Source organism: Roseivirga spongicola (assembly GCF_034376045.1).
Classification (GTDB): domain Bacteria; phylum Bacteroidota; class Bacteroidia; order Cytophagales; family Cyclobacteriaceae; genus Roseivirga; species Roseivirga spongicola.
In genome coordinates this window covers 2,872,986-2,887,662 of the sequence record NZ_CP139724.1, presented here as the reverse complement: position 1 = coordinate 2,887,662, position 14,677 = coordinate 2,872,986, and the positions used below count along the sequence as shown (strand labels likewise).

The 14,677-nt window shown below is 38.8% G+C and carries 16 protein-coding genes; 11 read left to right on the top strand and 5 right to left on the bottom strand.

From position 1 onward, the window contains the following. Positions 1 to 38: 38 nt before the first annotated feature. The gene (locus T7867_RS12865) at positions 39 to 443 is read right to left on the bottom strand and encodes a heme-binding domain-containing protein (protein ID WP_157717698.1); all 405 of its coding nucleotides are present in this window, start codon (positions 441 to 443) and stop codon (positions 39 to 41) included. A 60-nt stretch (positions 444 to 503) separates the two neighbouring features. After that, on the bottom strand, positions 504 to 1,736 hold the full coding sequence (locus tag T7867_RS12860) for an MFS transporter (protein ID WP_068223814.1): 1,233 nt from the start codon (positions 1,734 to 1,736) through the stop codon (positions 504 to 506). A gap of 89 nt (positions 1,737 to 1,825) precedes the next feature. On the opposite strand from T7867_RS12860, the gene T7867_RS12855 reads away from it, so the two are divergent. Further along, positions 1,826 to 2,941 carry a DmpA family aminopeptidase gene (locus tag T7867_RS12855; RefSeq protein WP_322299388.1) on the top strand — a complete coding sequence of 372 codons (1,116 nt, stop codon included), beginning with the start codon at positions 1,826 to 1,828 and terminating at the stop codon, positions 2,939 to 2,941. On the opposite strand, the gene T7867_RS12850 is transcribed toward T7867_RS12855, so the two are convergent. Continuing rightward, positions 2,931 to 3,392, bottom strand: a complete 462-nt coding sequence (locus T7867_RS12850) for a MarR family winged helix-turn-helix transcriptional regulator (protein ID WP_068223818.1) — start codon at positions 3,390 to 3,392, stop codon at positions 2,931 to 2,933. The two genes, T7867_RS12855 and T7867_RS12850, sit on opposite strands and share 11 nt — an antisense overlap. Positions 3,393 to 3,539: 147 nt before the next feature. On the opposite strand from T7867_RS12850, the gene T7867_RS12845 reads away from it, so the two are divergent. From T7867_RS12845 to dapA, 9 genes are all read left to right on the top strand, one after another. Next, the gene (locus T7867_RS12845; RefSeq protein ID WP_089082301.1) at positions 3,540 to 4,079 is read left to right on the top strand and encodes an RNA polymerase sigma factor; all 540 of its coding nucleotides are present in this window, start codon (positions 3,540 to 3,542) and stop codon (positions 4,077 to 4,079) included. Between the two features lie 31 nt (positions 4,080 to 4,110). Next, positions 4,111 to 4,653, top strand: a complete 543-nt coding sequence (locus T7867_RS12840) for a hypothetical protein (RefSeq protein ID WP_068223824.1) — start codon at positions 4,111 to 4,113, stop codon at positions 4,651 to 4,653. A 4-nt stretch (positions 4,654 to 4,657) separates the two neighbouring features. Next, a complete protein-coding gene (locus T7867_RS12835; RefSeq protein WP_157717699.1) occupies positions 4,658 to 5,176 on the top strand; it encodes a hypothetical protein in 519 nt (172 codons plus the stop codon). 85 nt (positions 5,177 to 5,261) lie between these two features. Further along, a complete protein-coding gene (xseA, locus tag T7867_RS12830) occupies positions 5,262 to 6,488 on the top strand; it encodes an exodeoxyribonuclease VII large subunit (protein ID WP_157717700.1) in 1,227 nt (408 codons plus the stop codon). Further along, positions 6,481 to 6,675: an exodeoxyribonuclease VII small subunit gene (gene xseB, locus T7867_RS12825; RefSeq protein WP_068223833.1), complete on the top strand. Its 195-nt coding sequence runs from the start codon at positions 6,481 to 6,483 to the stop codon at positions 6,673 to 6,675. Before xseA ends, xseB begins: the two co-directional genes overlap by 8 nt. A gap of 2 nt (positions 6,676 to 6,677) precedes the next feature. Further along, on the top strand, positions 6,678 to 9,128 hold the full coding sequence (ligA, locus tag T7867_RS12820) for an NAD-dependent DNA ligase LigA (RefSeq protein ID WP_068223836.1): 2,451 nt from the start codon (positions 6,678 to 6,680) through the stop codon (positions 9,126 to 9,128). After that, on the top strand, positions 9,125 to 10,051 hold the full coding sequence (locus tag T7867_RS12815; RefSeq protein ID WP_068223839.1) for an exonuclease domain-containing protein: 927 nt from the start codon (positions 9,125 to 9,127) through the stop codon (positions 10,049 to 10,051). Before ligA ends, T7867_RS12815 begins: the two co-directional genes overlap by 4 nt. Continuing rightward, positions 10,051 to 10,560: a DUF6913 domain-containing protein gene (locus T7867_RS12810; protein ID WP_068223841.1), complete on the top strand. Its 510-nt coding sequence runs from the start codon at positions 10,051 to 10,053 to the stop codon at positions 10,558 to 10,560. Before T7867_RS12815 ends, T7867_RS12810 begins: the two co-directional genes overlap by 1 nt. Next, positions 10,560 to 11,420, top strand: coding sequence for a 4-hydroxy-tetrahydrodipicolinate synthase (gene dapA / locus T7867_RS12805; protein WP_068223845.1), 861 nt, complete (start codon positions 10,560 to 10,562; stop codon positions 11,418 to 11,420). Before T7867_RS12810 ends, dapA begins: the two co-directional genes overlap by 1 nt. Positions 11,421 to 11,494: 74 nt before the next feature. Here dapA and T7867_RS12800 read toward each other — a convergent pair whose 3' ends face one another. Together T7867_RS12800 and T7867_RS12795 are read right to left on the bottom strand one after the other, a co-directional pair. Next, a complete protein-coding gene (locus T7867_RS12800) occupies positions 11,495 to 11,671 on the bottom strand; it encodes a histone H1 (RefSeq protein ID WP_068223858.1) in 177 nt (58 codons plus the stop codon). Between the two features lie 99 nt (positions 11,672 to 11,770). Then, complete coding sequence (locus T7867_RS12795) at positions 11,771 to 13,021, bottom strand: aminotransferase class I/II-fold pyridoxal phosphate-dependent enzyme (protein WP_068224265.1); 1,251 nt, start codon at positions 13,019 to 13,021, stop codon at positions 11,771 to 11,773. A gap of 158 nt (positions 13,022 to 13,179) precedes the next feature. On the opposite strand from T7867_RS12795, the gene T7867_RS12790 reads away from it, so the two are divergent. After that, a complete protein-coding gene (locus tag T7867_RS12790; RefSeq protein WP_068223861.1) occupies positions 13,180 to 14,676 on the top strand; it encodes an acetyl-CoA carboxylase biotin carboxylase subunit in 1,497 nt (498 codons plus the stop codon). Position 14,677 lies beyond the last annotated feature (1 nt).

Sequence of the window (14,677 nt, the reverse complement as noted above, 5' to 3'; positions counted from 1 at the left end):
AACAGGCCCTTATTCTTTTGTAGAAGAATGATACTGGGTTACTTTCCCTTCAAGCGTTTTTCTTCTTTTTCTAACCAAGCCATAAAGGCTTTATTTTCTTCATCTGTTAATTTCATTTTCGGGTTTCTCTCCACCATTCTTGCCGGTGGCATATCGCCATCCTCAATTACCTCAAACATTTCAGCAATAAAATCTTCTTGCTGTTCTTTATTCATTTCAGGCACCTTTACCCACTGCAGTTTTTCTCTGGCCTTCTCATTACGTGCATCAGGCTTATGACAATTCATACACTTTACCTCTACTATCTCTTTTATATTATCTGGCAATTCAATTTTAGAGTCCTGATGTAATTGTACGGCATTACTTTCTATTGGCTTGGGATTGAAAGCCGAGCTAATAATTACTGTACCCATTAGAGCAAAAAATAGTGTAAATCGTTTCATGGTTAGTTTTATGGAATGTTAAAAGTTTCAACTAGTTAGATAAAAATTTTATGCGAAGGTTTAAGCTTGTTGAACAGCTCCTGCCTTGTCGGTAAGTCGCTTCAAAACGAAAATGACAATCAACAAAAGCACCATAGGCACCAATGTATAAGAGAAGGCTTGGTCTGCTCCTAGCTCTCTAAACAGGTAGCCTATAATTCTAGAGCCTAACGTACCTCCTAGGGCAGAAAAAATAATGATTAATCCAGACATTGGGCTATGAAGTTTCTTTGGCAATGCACTTAACACCACTGAGTTTAAAAGAGGGTAAATAGGTGCTATAAACAGACCAACAAGAGGGAAAGCGTAACCAATTGCAGGAACATCGGCCAATGTTTCAACTGCTTCAATATTAGCATTTACAGCTTTTGGTAAAATGAATAAAACAATAGCCATGGCAGCTAATATACAAACAGTTAATACGCTCACCCATGAGAAGCGTTTTGTAAGCTGCCCTGCAGCAAGCCGTCCAATACCTAGTGAAATCATCAATACACTAGACATCATAATGGCTACATTCTCTGGCAGATTCATCACCTTCTGATTAAAGGTTGGCAGCCAGGTCATTATTCCCTGCTCCATCATCACAAAAAGAAAAGCCGAAAGCACAAAAACAATTACCAAAAGTCTCGCTATTAGCTTAACCATTTCAAGAAAGTCTTCTTTTAAACCAGCACCAGGAGCATCATAACTTTGATCGAACTTAGCCCGTGTAAGTAAGAAAAAGGCCGCTAAGGTCAACCCAGCCAATAGCCAATAAACATTTAACCAAGCGTTAGGGTCAGCCTCAGAATTAAATGCAGGGAAAAGAAAATAAGCCAGGGCTATACCAAACATAAACACACCCTCAATACTACTCATTAGACTATTGTGCTCACGCTCGTTTTCTGTTACCAATCCTATAGCAGAGTACACAGACACTTTCACTACTCCAAAGCCTATACCCACCAACATAAATAGCAGTTTCGCACTCCAAAATGAATTACCAAAATACATAAGAATACACCCCAGTGTAACCAATAACAAAGCACCCAACATTCCCTTTTTATAACCAATTCTAGGGAGAAAAGAGGCTATCAGAAAAGAGGTAAACATGATGGAAAAGTCCTTAAAAGCTTCCAAAGAGCTAGCATCAACCTCATCTACACCGTAAACGTTTTGCGACTTGAGAATAACAATGCCAACAGAATTAAGAAGAATGGCAAAAACGAAATAATTAATGTAAAGTGAGAGCTTTACGGCCTTGTTGTTCATAGCTACTAGTCTGGTCAAATCGGAAGATAAGAATTTGACAGCAAATAGCTTACAACAAACACCATCCTATTTTTCTATATATTCATCTCATGAAAGTACTTCTCTCCTTTATTCTACTATTCTTTTCCACCGCTTCTTTTGCCCAAAAAGCAAGAGATTATGGTGTGGAAATAGGTGTTATGAAAACAGGAAAACTAAACTCCATAACAGATGTAGATGGTGTAAAAGTTGGACACACAACACGAGTTGAAGGAACAACAATAAGAACGGGAGTAACAGCAATTCTCCCCCACTCAGGAAATATCTTTCAACAAAAAGTACCAGCAGCCATCTATATAGGGAACGGTTTTGGAAAGTTGGCAGGCATAAGTCAAGTACAAGAACTTGGGAATCTAGAAACTCCAATCATTCTTACAAATACGTTGAGTGTACCCATGGGCATCCAAGGCACTGTCAAGTACACGCTAGGGTTAGAAGGCAACGAAAATGTGCGCTCCGTTAACGCTGTTGTTGGAGAAACAAACGATGGTGGTTTAAATGACATAAGAGGTATGCACATTTCCGAATCTGATGTTATAAAAGCCATAGAATCAGCAACAGCTGGCCAGACACCAGAAGGCAATGTTGGTGCAGGAACTGGTACTGTAGCTTTCGGTTATAAAGGAGGAATTGGCACATCTTCTCGCTTAGTGCCTGAATCATTAGGCGGTTATACTGTCGGAGTTTTGGTACAAACCAATTTTGGTGGGGTTCTAACTATTGCGGGTGTTCCGGTTGGAAAAGAGCTTAATAAATACCCGTTCAAAAATGCCATTGAAAAAAGTGATGGCTCTTGCATGATGGTTGTACTTACCGATGCTCCCTTAGATGCAAGACAATTAGAGCGAATAGCCAAGCGTGCCATGATGGGCTTAGCAAAAACAGGTGGTATAGCATCAAATGGAAGCGGTGATTATGTAATAGCTGCTTCTACCGCAGAAAGCATGCGCATTCCTTATCAAACCAGAAATACAACAGACAATGGTGGAGTGCTAAGAAACGATGAGATGTCTGCGCTATTTATGGCCACAATTGAGGCAACCGAAGAAGCAATAATTAACTCTCTATTTACAGCACAAACTATGACTGGCAATGGCAGAACCGTTGAATCTATTCCATTAAACAGGGTAATCTCTATTCTGAAGTCGTACGGAGTTATACGTTAACCTGACGAAAAGCATCTAACGTGTCACTCGCTTTTTCTACCAAGTCTTGATTAATTGAATCAAAATTATGTAACCAACCGGTCATCTCTTGGTCTACATTATCCAGAATGCCCAAGCCTTTCTCCGTAATCACAACATCTTTGGCTCTTCTATCCGACTTGCAGACTGTTCTGGCTACCAACTCTTTAGATTCAAGCCTATCTACAATTCTAGACGCGTTAGACATTCTATCCAGCATTCTTTCAATGATGGTGTTTACAGTACACGGTTCAGGGTACTGGCCTCTTAGTATTCTTAATACATTGTATTGAGGCGTGGTTATTCCATGACTTTTAAAAAGTTTATTCTGTTGATCGTGTAGCCAACTATTGGTATAAATGATGTTTACCATCAACTTCTCATAAGGACTTTTAAATTCCTTTTTCTGCTTTATATCATCAAGAATGCCCATCGTCTAAATATTAACAATAACTAAATTAACACTTTACCTTAACTCTTCAAGGCTAGATAAAATTCCATTCATCAATAATGTTACTATATTAAGAGAACAGGTTAAACCTTAAGCAACCAAGGTGGTCTAACCTCTGATTTGGAAGTCTTGGAACAAAAAGGATTACTAAGAGAATTTAAGTCGGCCTCTACAAAAGAGAGGGCGTTTCGAGAGCTAGTAACAGCTTATCAGGAACGTATTTATTGGCATGTGAGAAAAATTGTAATCACACATGACGATGCCGATGACGTAACCCAAGAGGTATTTATTAAAGTATATAAAAGCCTCGAAAATTTTCGAGAAGACTCTCAACTCTTCACCTGGATATATAGAATAGCAACAAACGAAGCCCTTAATCATCTAAAAAAGATGAAGCGCAGAACTTCTCTTTCAATAGATGATGTTCACGGAGAGCTACAAAACCATCTAACCCACGGTGGTCTAATTTCAGGAGACGAAATTCAAATGAAACTTCAAAAGGCACTCTTAAAGCTTCCTGAAAAACAAAGACTAGTGTTTAACATGAAGTATTTTGACGACCTGAAATACGATGAGATTGCTGAAATAACAGGCACGAGTGTAGGCGCTTTAAAAGCCAGCTTTCACTTAGCAGTGAAAAAAATAGAAGAAGATTTAAACCAAGATTAAACCTTCTAACCATTTGATAATCAAATAAAAAATGAGCAACAAAGACAAACATATTAAATTGGATAACAACCCTGAGTTGGCCAAAAATGTCTTCGAAGTTCCCGATGGCTACTTCGATAATTTGCACAGTAAGCTCATTGAAAATTCTGAAGGCATTTTAAATCAATCAGATAAACTTAAAGAGTTGCCTTTTGAGGTACCTGCTAATTATTTTGAAGAGCTAACGGATAGTATTCTGGAAAAAACTATTGGCAATGAAACCAAGGTGATTCCTTTAACTCAGCAACTTTGGTTTAAGGTAACTGCTGTGGCGGCATCCCTTGCGCTAATAGCAAGCTTTTACTTCTTAATGCCAGAACAAAGCATTGTTGAACCATCTCTTTCAGACATATCTAATGAGACCATCATTGAGTACTTACACGCTCAACAATCATCTCAAGAAGATTTATTTGAAGGCCTAGATTCTCTAGATATTCTACTAGATGATATGATTGCGGAAGAACTTAACATCTTTGCAGATGTTCTTTCTACCAACACAGAATTGAATTATGACTTTGAATACTTCGATTATTAAAAATATGAAACTCATATATACAGGCTTAATACTTCTTGCTTGCACGCTTTCTTTTGCTCAACAAGGTGATGAAAGAGGAAAAAACAGACAAGAAGAGCTAGAAAGACTAAAAGCAGCAAGAGTAGCTTTTTTGTCTAACAGACTGCAACTCGATGTAAATACAGCCCAGAAATTCTGGCCAATTTTCAATGAATATGAAACTAAAAAAGAAGCCCTAGGCAAGAAATACAATGAGCAAAAAAAGGTTTTGGTAAGCGAATCTGGCTGGAGAAATATGTCTGACACCAATGCCGACAAAATGCTAGATATTTATCTTGATCAGAAGCAGGCTGAGTTAGATCTAGAAAAGGAATACTTGACCAGGTTTAATAAAGTTTTAGACAAAGGTCAGATTTGGATGGTCATTAGAATTGACTCAGATTTTAGGCGCTCACTCATGAAGAGAATTAGCGACAGAGATGCACCACCGCATAACGATTCTAAAGGTGGTGGAAGACACGAAGAGCCACAGCAAAAAAACTAAGAATTAAATCCTGCCGAGTGCAGGATTTTTTTGTTTACCCAATTTGTAGCGAAATAGCTTTGGCGTAATTTGCGACATGGCTCACATGTCGCTGTACGAACTCAACAGTCTCATTAAATCTGAACTGCAAAACTCAATGGCTCCCTCTTATTGGGTAATTGCAGAAATAAGCGAACTAAGAGAGAATGTAAAAGGCCATTGTTACATGGAGCTGGTCGAAAAAGAACCCAACTTCATTCAGGCTAAAATACGAGCTAATATTTGGGCCTACACGTATAGAACTATTAAACAGCAGTTCAATCAGGCCACTGGTTCACCATTAAAAGCAGGCATAAAAGTACTTTTCAATGTGAGCATAAACTTTCATGAAGTTTACGGCATGAGCCTAACAGTAAATAACATCGACCCAAACTTTACTATAGGCGAAAAAACCAAACAGCGGGAAGAAACAATTAAAAAGCTCCGAGAAGAAGGATACCTTGAACTAAACAAAGCCCTCCCTCTCCCCTTAGTTCCTCAACGCTTGGCCATTATTAGCTCTTCTACAGCCGCAGGCTATGGCGATTTTATGGATCAGCTTTCAAATAACGCCCAGCAGTACGATTTTAAAACGGAGACTTTCAATGCCGTAATGCAGGGCAATGAAACAGAAGAATCAATTGGTAAAGCCTTGGCCAATATCAAAGAGCGATCTTCAGAGTTCGACCTTATTGTTATAATTCGTGGTGGTGGTGCACAAACAGACCTAGATAGTTTCGATGCCTATGGTTTGGCTAAACTTATTGCTGCGGCTCCCCTACCTGTATTGACTGGCATTGGCCATGAAAGAGACGAAACCATTGCCGATTTAGTGGCCAACACCTCTCTGAAAACCCCTACAGCCGTAGCCGAATTCATCATCAATGGAGTGGATAGTTTCTACAATTCTATCTATGAACTCAACATTCGGCTAGAAAGAGGCATTAGAGACAAATTCTCTCGCGCAAAAGACCAACTTTCACATCAGGGACACAGATTAGAAAGAGCAGGATCAACTTATCTTAAACAGGCCGATAATCTACTTAGAGACAAGGTTCACATGCTAAAATTTGCTAGCAAGGCGAAGGTTGAAAAACAAAGAAATTCTTTAGACAACCTTCAAAACAAAATTAAACTTATAGACCCTGAAAATGTCTTCAAGAGAGGCTATTCCATTACCTTAAAGAATGGCAGATCTATTAACAATCAAGAAGTAATGGTTGGCGATAATCTGGTGACAAAAAACCATCAAAACACCATTAAGAGTAAAGTTACAGATATAGAAAATGAGTGAGCAATTGAGTTATAAAGACGCCCTTAAAAGGATTAATGATATAGTGGAGAGAATTGAAAACGAAGATCCTGATATTGACCAACTTTCCTCTCTGGTTAAAGAAGCCACAGGGCTAATTGCGCAATGCAAAGGCAAGCTAGAAAGTGCTGAAGCCGAAATTCAACTCTCACTAGAAAAACTAAACTGATAATGACCGAACAGCAAGCTTTGGCTCAAATTCAAGAGCTTTCCGAAAAGATCAACTACCACAACGATCTGTATTATCAGAAAGATAAAAGCGAGATAACCGACTATGAGTTCGACCAACTCTTGGAAAAACTGATTGCGCTAGAAAATCAATTTCCACAGTACAAATTTGAAGACTCTCCTAGTCAAAGAGTTGGTGGCACCATCACAAAGAATTTCGAGACAGTTGTCCACAAATACCCTATGCTTTCATTGGGCAACACTTACTCTAAAGAAGACCTTATAGATTGGGATGGTCGTGTAAAACGAGGCCTCGGTACAGATGATTACGCCTATTTTTGCGAGCTGAAATTTGATGGTACAGCGCTTAGTCTCACTTATGAAAATGGCCAACTTAAAAGGGCCGTTACCCGAGGAGATGGCACCCAAGGTGATGATATAACCACTAACGCCAAAACTATTAGAAGCATCCCACTAAAAGTAAAGCACCAGGTTCCAGAAAGTTTTGAAGTTCGAGGAGAAGTTTACTTTCCAAAAAAGGAATTTGAAAGAGTAAATGCCGAACGCATTGAAAATGGTGAAGAACCTTTAGCTAACCCGAGAAATGCTGGCTCTGGCACATTGAAAATGCAAGACTCTTCAATTGTAGCCTCCAGAAAATTAGACTGTTACCTCTATTATTTACTTGGCGATTCTTTGGACTTCAATACCCATTCTGAATCTATGGCCCAATTAGAGCAATGGGGGTTTAATGTATCACCTACTTACAAAAGATGTAACACTATAGAAGAAGTACTAGAGTACATCGCAGAGTGGGAAACCAAAAGACATGATTTGCCTTCCGAAACGGATGGTGTGGTGATTAAGGTAGACAGCCTAGACCAACAAAATGAGTTAGGTTTTACCGCTAAAAGTCCTCGTTGGGCTATTGCCTATAAATACAAGGCGGAAAGTGCTTCAACCGTATTAGAGAGTATCTCTTATCAAGTAGGAAGAACCGGGTCCGTCACTCCTGTAGCCAACTTAAAACCAGTTCTACTTGCCGGCACAACAGTAAAGCGAGCCTCACTTCATAACGCTAATGAAATTGCCCGCTTAGGACTTCATTTGGGGGACACCGTATTTGTTGAAAAAGGCGGAGAAATAATTCCAAAAATCACTGGCATTGATGAATTGCAAAGACCTACCGATAGTACGCCAGTAGAATACATCACTCACTGCCCAGAGTGTAGTACGGAATTAGTGAGAAAGGAAGGGGAAGCAAATCACTACTGCCCTAATTCAGAAGGCTGCCCTCCTCAAATCCTAGGAAGAATTGAGCATTTCGTTAGCAAAAGAGCTATGGACATAGACTCACTTGGAAGTCAGCGATTAGATGCTCTAATTAAGTCTAAAATAATCCATGACATTTCAGATCTATATAGACTCCCACAAATTGAGAAAAAATTGATCGGTTTTGAACTGGAATCAGACCAATACTCTAAGAATGAAGAAGGAGAACTATGTATTAGCAACCGAAAAATATTTTACGCCTTACTTGAAAAACCAACTCTCAAACAAATTGATAACCTTCTTTTGAATTCTGAACAAATTAATCCTGAAACCTTTTTCAGTAGTGTTGAGGGAAGATTACAGGAGAAGGGCATTAATTATCAACAAGATGGCCTGACTTTCATAGAAGCTTGCTTTACTAGTGAAGATTCAATGAGCACCTCATTAGAGGTACATAAAGTTCTGATTCCGCTTTTACAAAAAAACCATACTATTGACGATTACTCACTAAAGAGATTAGCTAAAACCGAACGAAATATCCATGATATAATTACTAATCTCTTTATTGAGCTCCAACCAAAGGAGAAAGAAATCATATCGAAATTAAAGTCAACATCGCTTCAGAAAAAAGCGGTAGAAGGAATTATCGCTGGCATCAACGAAAGCAAAGACAAGCCTTTTGAAAAGGTGTTATTTGCTCTAGGAATACGACACATTGGAGAGACTTCTGCAAAATTATTAGCCAAAAAATTTAAGTCCATTGATAATTTAATTAGTACCAGTGAAAGTCACGTTCTTGAAATAGATGGCATTGGTCATAAGCTAGCAGAAAGCCTTCTACAATACTTTAAAGACAACAGAAATATTAGACGAATAGAAGAATTAAAGACTTTTGGATTAAACTTTGAAACTATCTCCATTATTGAATCTGATAGTAATCATCAACCTTTGGTAGGTTTAAGAATAATTGCTTCCGGTAAACTTAAAAACTATTCTAGAGATTCAATTGTCGAAAAAATAGAAAGTCTAGGTGGTACCTATGTAAAAGCCATAAGTTCAAACATTGACTTTGTAATTGAGGGAGAAAAAATGGGGCCAGCAAAAAAAGATAAGGCAATAAAACTCGGGCTTAAGATTATCACTGAAGAAGAATTTGACAAACTAATAGATACACAAACATGAATTTTATTGCAATTGACTTCGAAACTGCAAACTCAAAACGATCAAGCGCCTGTTCAATTGGAGTAGCTATTGTAAAAGACGGAGAAGTAGTTGATACTCATTATGAGCTTATTAAACCTGACCCATTCTACTTCGATCCATTCAACACCTCAATCCATGGTATTTCTGAAGAACATGTAATTGATAAACCATCATTTCATGATATCTACAATAGTGGGTTGAATGAAATAATAAGAAACAACATCATCGTCTGTCACAATGCAGCTTTTGACATGTCGGTTCTACGACATGCCTTAGGTAGTTCATTAGACACTTTAGATCATGAAATCAGCTATATTTGCTCGCTAGTAATTGGAAAGATGTTAGTTGAAAGCGCACCCAATTATAAGCTCCCCACACTGTGTAGGCATTTTGGGATTGAATTAGAAAACCATCATAATGCTCTCGATGACGCAATAGCTTGTGCGAAGCTTACAACTAAGTTAGCTGAATCCTTAAATGCCAACTCAATTGAATCATTCTTGGAGCACTTAGAGTGCCAAATTGGAGCTATAACTTATGATGGCTATCAACCCTTTAGTAACAGCTATAGTAGGTTTCGGTCTGCGAACACAGTGGCAAACAAACCCCATTCTGCAATTTCTCTGGGCGTTGGACTAGATCTCGATGATTTCATGTCAATTGGTTCAGAGCTTTTCGAAGATCGAACAGTTGTATACTCAGGAATCTTTTTACTTTTTGAAAGATCAGACCTTAAAGCATTTCTGGAAGAATGTGGAGCAAAGGTTACTTCGTCAATCAGTTCTAAAACTGACTATCTCATTGCCGGTGATAATATGGGGCCGGCCAAGCTAGAAAAAGCCACCAAACTAGGTATCAATATTATTTCAGAAGAAGAATTTATTAAAATGATTAACGGCTAATGTCTCTACTGGGAAAGAAATTACTTAAGATGCTCCACAAGCCCGAAAAACGGGCAAAAAACCAAGAAATACCATCGTTTGAAAGTGCCAAAAACATAGGGATTATCTACACTTACGGAGAGAAGAAGTCAGAATCTGCAGACTCTATTGTCGAGCTTATTGAAGCTGATAGCAAACAGGTTGACGTACTGTGCTTTATAGATAAGAAAGATATTACCGAGAGCAAACATCCATTCTTCAAAATAGATCAGTTAAGTAGTTGGGGAAAAATCAACTCACCTGAGGTAGAAAGTTTCCTAGCTACATCGTTCGACTTTCTCATTCATTTAGATTTCGAGCTAAACGAAATCATGAGAACCATGTTGATCAATACAAAAGCAAAGTGCAGAGTTGGCTTTCATTCTCAACAGGCTGCTGACTATTACGAATTGATGATTGGTATGAATAAAAGTGCCGGTACTTCTAACTTTGCAGAACAAACAGTAAAATATATTAAGGCAATCAGATAATGGAGAAATTATATGGAACAGGCGTGGCATTAGTCACTCCTTTTACTAATGAAGGTTTAGTAGACTATGATGGCCTAAAAAGGGTGCTAGACTTCACTGCTTTAGGTGTAGATTATTTTGTGGTAATGGGTACTACAGGTGAAGTAGCCACGGTGACCAGATCAGAAAAGAAGGCCGTTTTAGCTTTTGCCAGAGCCAATAACCCAAAGAACTTACCAATAGTCTACGGAATAGGCGGTAATAACACAGCTGCTGTAATTGAAGAAATAAAAGACACTGATCTAAAAGGTGTTGACGCAATACTATCTGTAAGTCCTTATTACAACAAGCCAAGCCAGCGCGGTATCGTTGCTCATTTCAAAGCCATAGCAGACGCCTCTCCAGTACCTGTAATATTGTACAATGTACCGGGCAGAACGATGTCTAACATGACCGCGGAAACCACTCTGGAACTAGCCAAGCACCCTAATATAATCGGAATGAAGGAAGCTTCCGGAAACTTAGAACAGTGCAAAGCAATAGCTGATGGCAAGCCAGAAGACTTCTTGCTGCTTTCTGGAGAAGACTTACTGACAGATGAAATCATTAAACTAGGAGGCAAAGGAGTAATCTCCGTATTAGCCAATGGTTTTCCTGAAGAGTTCAGCAGCATATCTAAACTTGCGCTAAATGGTGACTTTGAAGGAGCTAAAAAGATAACTGAATCGTTCAAAGAAATAAACCCATTGATGTATGCTGAAAGCAATCCTGTGGGAGTAAAAGAGGTATTACGGCTTAAAGAAATCTGTGGAAATCAGGTAAGACTACCATTGGTTTCGGCATCAGATGAGCTTAAAAAGCAGATAGCCGACTTAGTTTAAGAAGAGACAAATAATAGGCACAAAAAAAGCCAATCATTGCTGATTGGCTTTTTTTATATAAATACGATTCAGAATTATTGGTTGTTCTTCTTTTCTTGAACATCGATTCTGATTTCTTGAGCTAAGTTCTTAAGCTCTTGCATTCCTTTTCTTACTCTGGTACCAGCAGCTTGGTTACCTTTGTCGTAGAACTTTGCGAAATCGTCTTCTAGTGAATCTACTAATTCTTTTACCTTGCTAAATTGACTCATATTTATCGTGTTTTAAGGTTGTTGATAATATTGTTTAATTCAGAGCAATATAAATCAAAAAACTCTACCCACAACAACTGAGGGCACTTTTTTTGACTTTTACTCCCCAAATGAAAGGGCTAACTCCTCTTTTTTGTATTCACCCGACTTGAGCTTTCCTTTAATTGCTTCGAAAGCTGCAATAGTCTCAGACACATCTTCTAAGGTATGAGATGCCGTTGGAATCAACCTTAGAATGATCATACCCTTAGGTACAACTGGGTAAATAACCACCGAACAGAAGATGTTAAAGTTCTCTCTTAAGTCTTTGCTCAGGGCAGCAGCTTCACCTACAGTACCATTAAGCACCACTGGTGTTACACAAGATTCTGTAGTACCAATGCTAAAGCCTTTCTCTTTTAAACCACTCTGTAAAGCATTTACAATAGTCCAAAGTCTTTCTTTATGAGAAGGATCGTCTCTTAACATTGAAAGTCTCTTTAGAGCACCAATTACCAATGGCATTGGCAAAGACTTAGCAAAGATCTGAGATCTCATATTATACTTTAAGAACTTGATAATCTCTTTATCTCCTGCTACAAACGCACCAATAGCCGCCATAGACTTAGCAAATGTAGAGAAGTAAAGATCTATCTGATCTTGGCATTCTAGCTCTTCTCCAGAACCAGCACCAGTTTTACCCATAGTACCGAAACCATGAGCATCGTCTACAAAAAGTCTAAAGTTGAACTTCTTCTTCAACTCAGCTATTTCTCTGATTTTACCTAGGTTTCCGGTCATTCCGAAAACACCTTCAGTAATTACCAAAATACCACCACCGGTTTCATTGGCAATTCTTGTAGCTCTTTCGAGCTGCTTTTCTAGGTTCTGAATGTCGTTATGAGGAAAAACGAATCGCTTACCCATATGCAATCTCACACCATCGATAATACATGCGTGCGACTCTGCATCGTAAACAATTACATCTTTTCTATCTACAAGTGCATCTATTATAGAAAGTACACCTTGATAACCAAAGTTGAGTAAATAAGCAGACTCCTTCATCACAAAGTCAGCAAGCTCTTGCTCCAACTGCTCATGATAGCTAGTGTTACCAGACATCATTCTAGCACCCATTGGGTATGCTAAACCCCAATCTGCCGCAGCCTGTGCATCTGCCTCTCTTACTTCTGGGTGGTTACCTAAACCTAAATAGTTATTTAAACTCCATGTTAGAACCTCTTTTCCCATAAACGTCATTCGAGGAGCAATCTCTCCTTCTAGTTTAGGGAACATAAAATAACCTTCGGAAACGTCTGAATGCTTACCTAGAGGGCCTTGATTAGACAATAATTTTTCAAATAAATCCAACGCCTTTGTGATTTTAATTACCTTTTCTCGCTTATTCAAAGAAGACGCAAATGTAATATTATAATAACCATTTATCAAAAATAGAGTCATATATAAACCAACTCTGAGTTCTCTTTTCCGATATAATTATTTAGCATTGTAAGCGAGAAATTTAGCCTATGTCAGAAAGAAAAATCAAAAAGATTTTAGTCGCCAACAGAGGCGAAATCGCCATCCGTGTAATGCGAACTGCCCGCGAAATGGGCATTCAAACTGTAGCTATTTTTAGTGATGCAGATGCCAGTTCGCCACACGTAAAGTATGCCGATGAAGCTGTAAATGTTGGCCCTGCACCTTCTAACAAGTCTTATCTTAATATGGATAAGATCATTGATGTTTGCCTTGAATTGAATGTGGACGCTATTCATCCAGGATATGGATTCCTTTCTGAAAACGCCACTTTTGCTAAAAAGGTAGCCGAAAAAGGCATCATCTTCATTGGCCCTTCTCCTGAAGCAATAGAGGTTATGGGCGACAAATTAGCAGCAAAAAATGCAGTTGCTGAATATGATGTACCAATGGTACCTGGTGTTAACCATGCGGTTGCCGATTTAAAAGAAGCCAAAGAAATAGCCGAAGAAATTGGTTTCCCTGTCCTTATAAAAGCTAGTGCCGGTGGTGGTGGTAAAGGAATGAGGGTAGTGGAAAATCCTGAAGAAATTGAGGAGCAGATGCAACGTACCATGAGTGAGGCAGAATCTGCTTTCGGAGATAAATCAGTATTTATAGAGAAATTTATCACCTCTCCTCGCCACATCGAAATCCAAATTTTGGGCGACATGCATGGCAACTTGGTTTACCTTTTTGAAAGAGAATGCTCTATTCAAAGAAGGCACCAGAAAGTAATTGAAGAAGCTCCTTCTGCAATTCTTACCCCAGAAAAGCGTAAAGCCATGGGAGAAGCAGCACTAGGCGTAGCCAAGTCTTGTGGATACTATGGTGCTGGTACAGTAGAGTTCATTGTAGATGAAAATCTAGATTTCTTCTTCCTAGAAATGAACACTAGACTTCAGGTAGAACACCCAGTAACTGAAGAAATAACAGGAAAAGACCTAGTAAAAGAACAAATCTACATTGCGGAAGGAAAGGCATTAAGCTTTAAGCAAGAAGACTTAAAAATTATTGGCCACTCTATGGAAGTTAGAGTGTATGCCGAAAACCCAAAAGAAAACTTCTTACCAGAAACTGGCAGGCTAGTAACCTATAAAGTTCCTCAAGGACCTGGAGTTCGAGTTGACGATGGTTTTGAAGAAGGCATGGATATTCCAATTTACTATGACCCGATGATCTCCAAGCTCATTACCTTCGGAGCCAATCGTGAACAGGCAAGAATGAGAATGCTCAGAGCCATAGAGGAGTACGACATTACAGGCTTAAGCACAACACTAGATTTCTGTGCTTTTGCGCTTAAGCACGATGCTTTTATCTCTGGTAAATTCGACACCAGATTTGTTCAGACTCACTTTAAGCCAGAAATGCTAGACACTCATAATGAAGAAGAGGAGCAAATAGCAATAGCCTTGGCTGCTTACCTGTTGGAAGAGAAAAAGAAAACCAGCAATGCGGTAGGTAAAGACGGGCAAATGAGTAAGTGGAAATTGAGGGTTAACCAATAAT

What these genes read in the sequence shown, in the direction of transcription:
- T7867_RS12790 (WP_068223861.1), top strand. Translation starts at nt 13,180, where the DNA reads ATGTCAGAAAGAAAAATCAAAAAGATTTTAGTCGCCAACAGAGGCGAA.
- T7867_RS12865 (WP_157717698.1), bottom strand. Translation starts at nt 443, where the DNA reads ATGAAACGATTTACACTATTTTTTGCTCTAATGGGTACAGTAATTATT.
- T7867_RS12800 (WP_068223858.1), bottom strand. Translation starts at nt 11,671, where the DNA reads ATGAGTCAATTTAGCAAGGTAAAAGAATTAGTAGATTCACTAGAAGAC.
- T7867_RS12815 (WP_068223839.1), top strand. Translation starts at nt 9,125, where the DNA reads ATGAATTTTATTGCAATTGACTTCGAAACTGCAAACTCAAAACGATCA.
- T7867_RS12810 (WP_068223841.1), top strand. Translation starts at nt 10,051, where the DNA reads ATGTCTCTACTGGGAAAGAAATTACTTAAGATGCTCCACAAGCCCGAA.
- xseB (WP_068223833.1), top strand. Translation starts at nt 6,481, where the DNA reads ATGAGTGAGCAATTGAGTTATAAAGACGCCCTTAAAAGGATTAATGAT.
- xseA (WP_157717700.1), top strand. Translation starts at nt 5,262, where the DNA reads ATGTCGCTGTACGAACTCAACAGTCTCATTAAATCTGAACTGCAAAAC.
- T7867_RS12860 (WP_068223814.1), bottom strand. Translation starts at nt 1,736, where the DNA reads ATGAACAACAAGGCCGTAAAGCTCTCACTTTACATTAATTATTTCGTT.
- T7867_RS12840 (WP_068223824.1), top strand. Translation starts at nt 4,111, where the DNA reads ATGAGCAACAAAGACAAACATATTAAATTGGATAACAACCCTGAGTTG.
- T7867_RS12850 (WP_068223818.1), bottom strand. Translation starts at nt 3,392, where the DNA reads ATGGGCATTCTTGATGATATAAAGCAGAAAAAGGAATTTAAAAGTCCT.
- ligA (WP_068223836.1), top strand. Translation starts at nt 6,678, where the DNA reads ATGACCGAACAGCAAGCTTTGGCTCAAATTCAAGAGCTTTCCGAAAAG.
- T7867_RS12855 (WP_322299388.1), top strand. Translation starts at nt 1,826, where the DNA reads ATGAAAGTACTTCTCTCCTTTATTCTACTATTCTTTTCCACCGCTTCT.
- dapA (WP_068223845.1), top strand. Translation starts at nt 10,560, where the DNA reads ATGGAGAAATTATATGGAACAGGCGTGGCATTAGTCACTCCTTTTACT.
- T7867_RS12835 (WP_157717699.1), top strand. Translation starts at nt 4,658, where the DNA reads ATGAAACTCATATATACAGGCTTAATACTTCTTGCTTGCACGCTTTCT.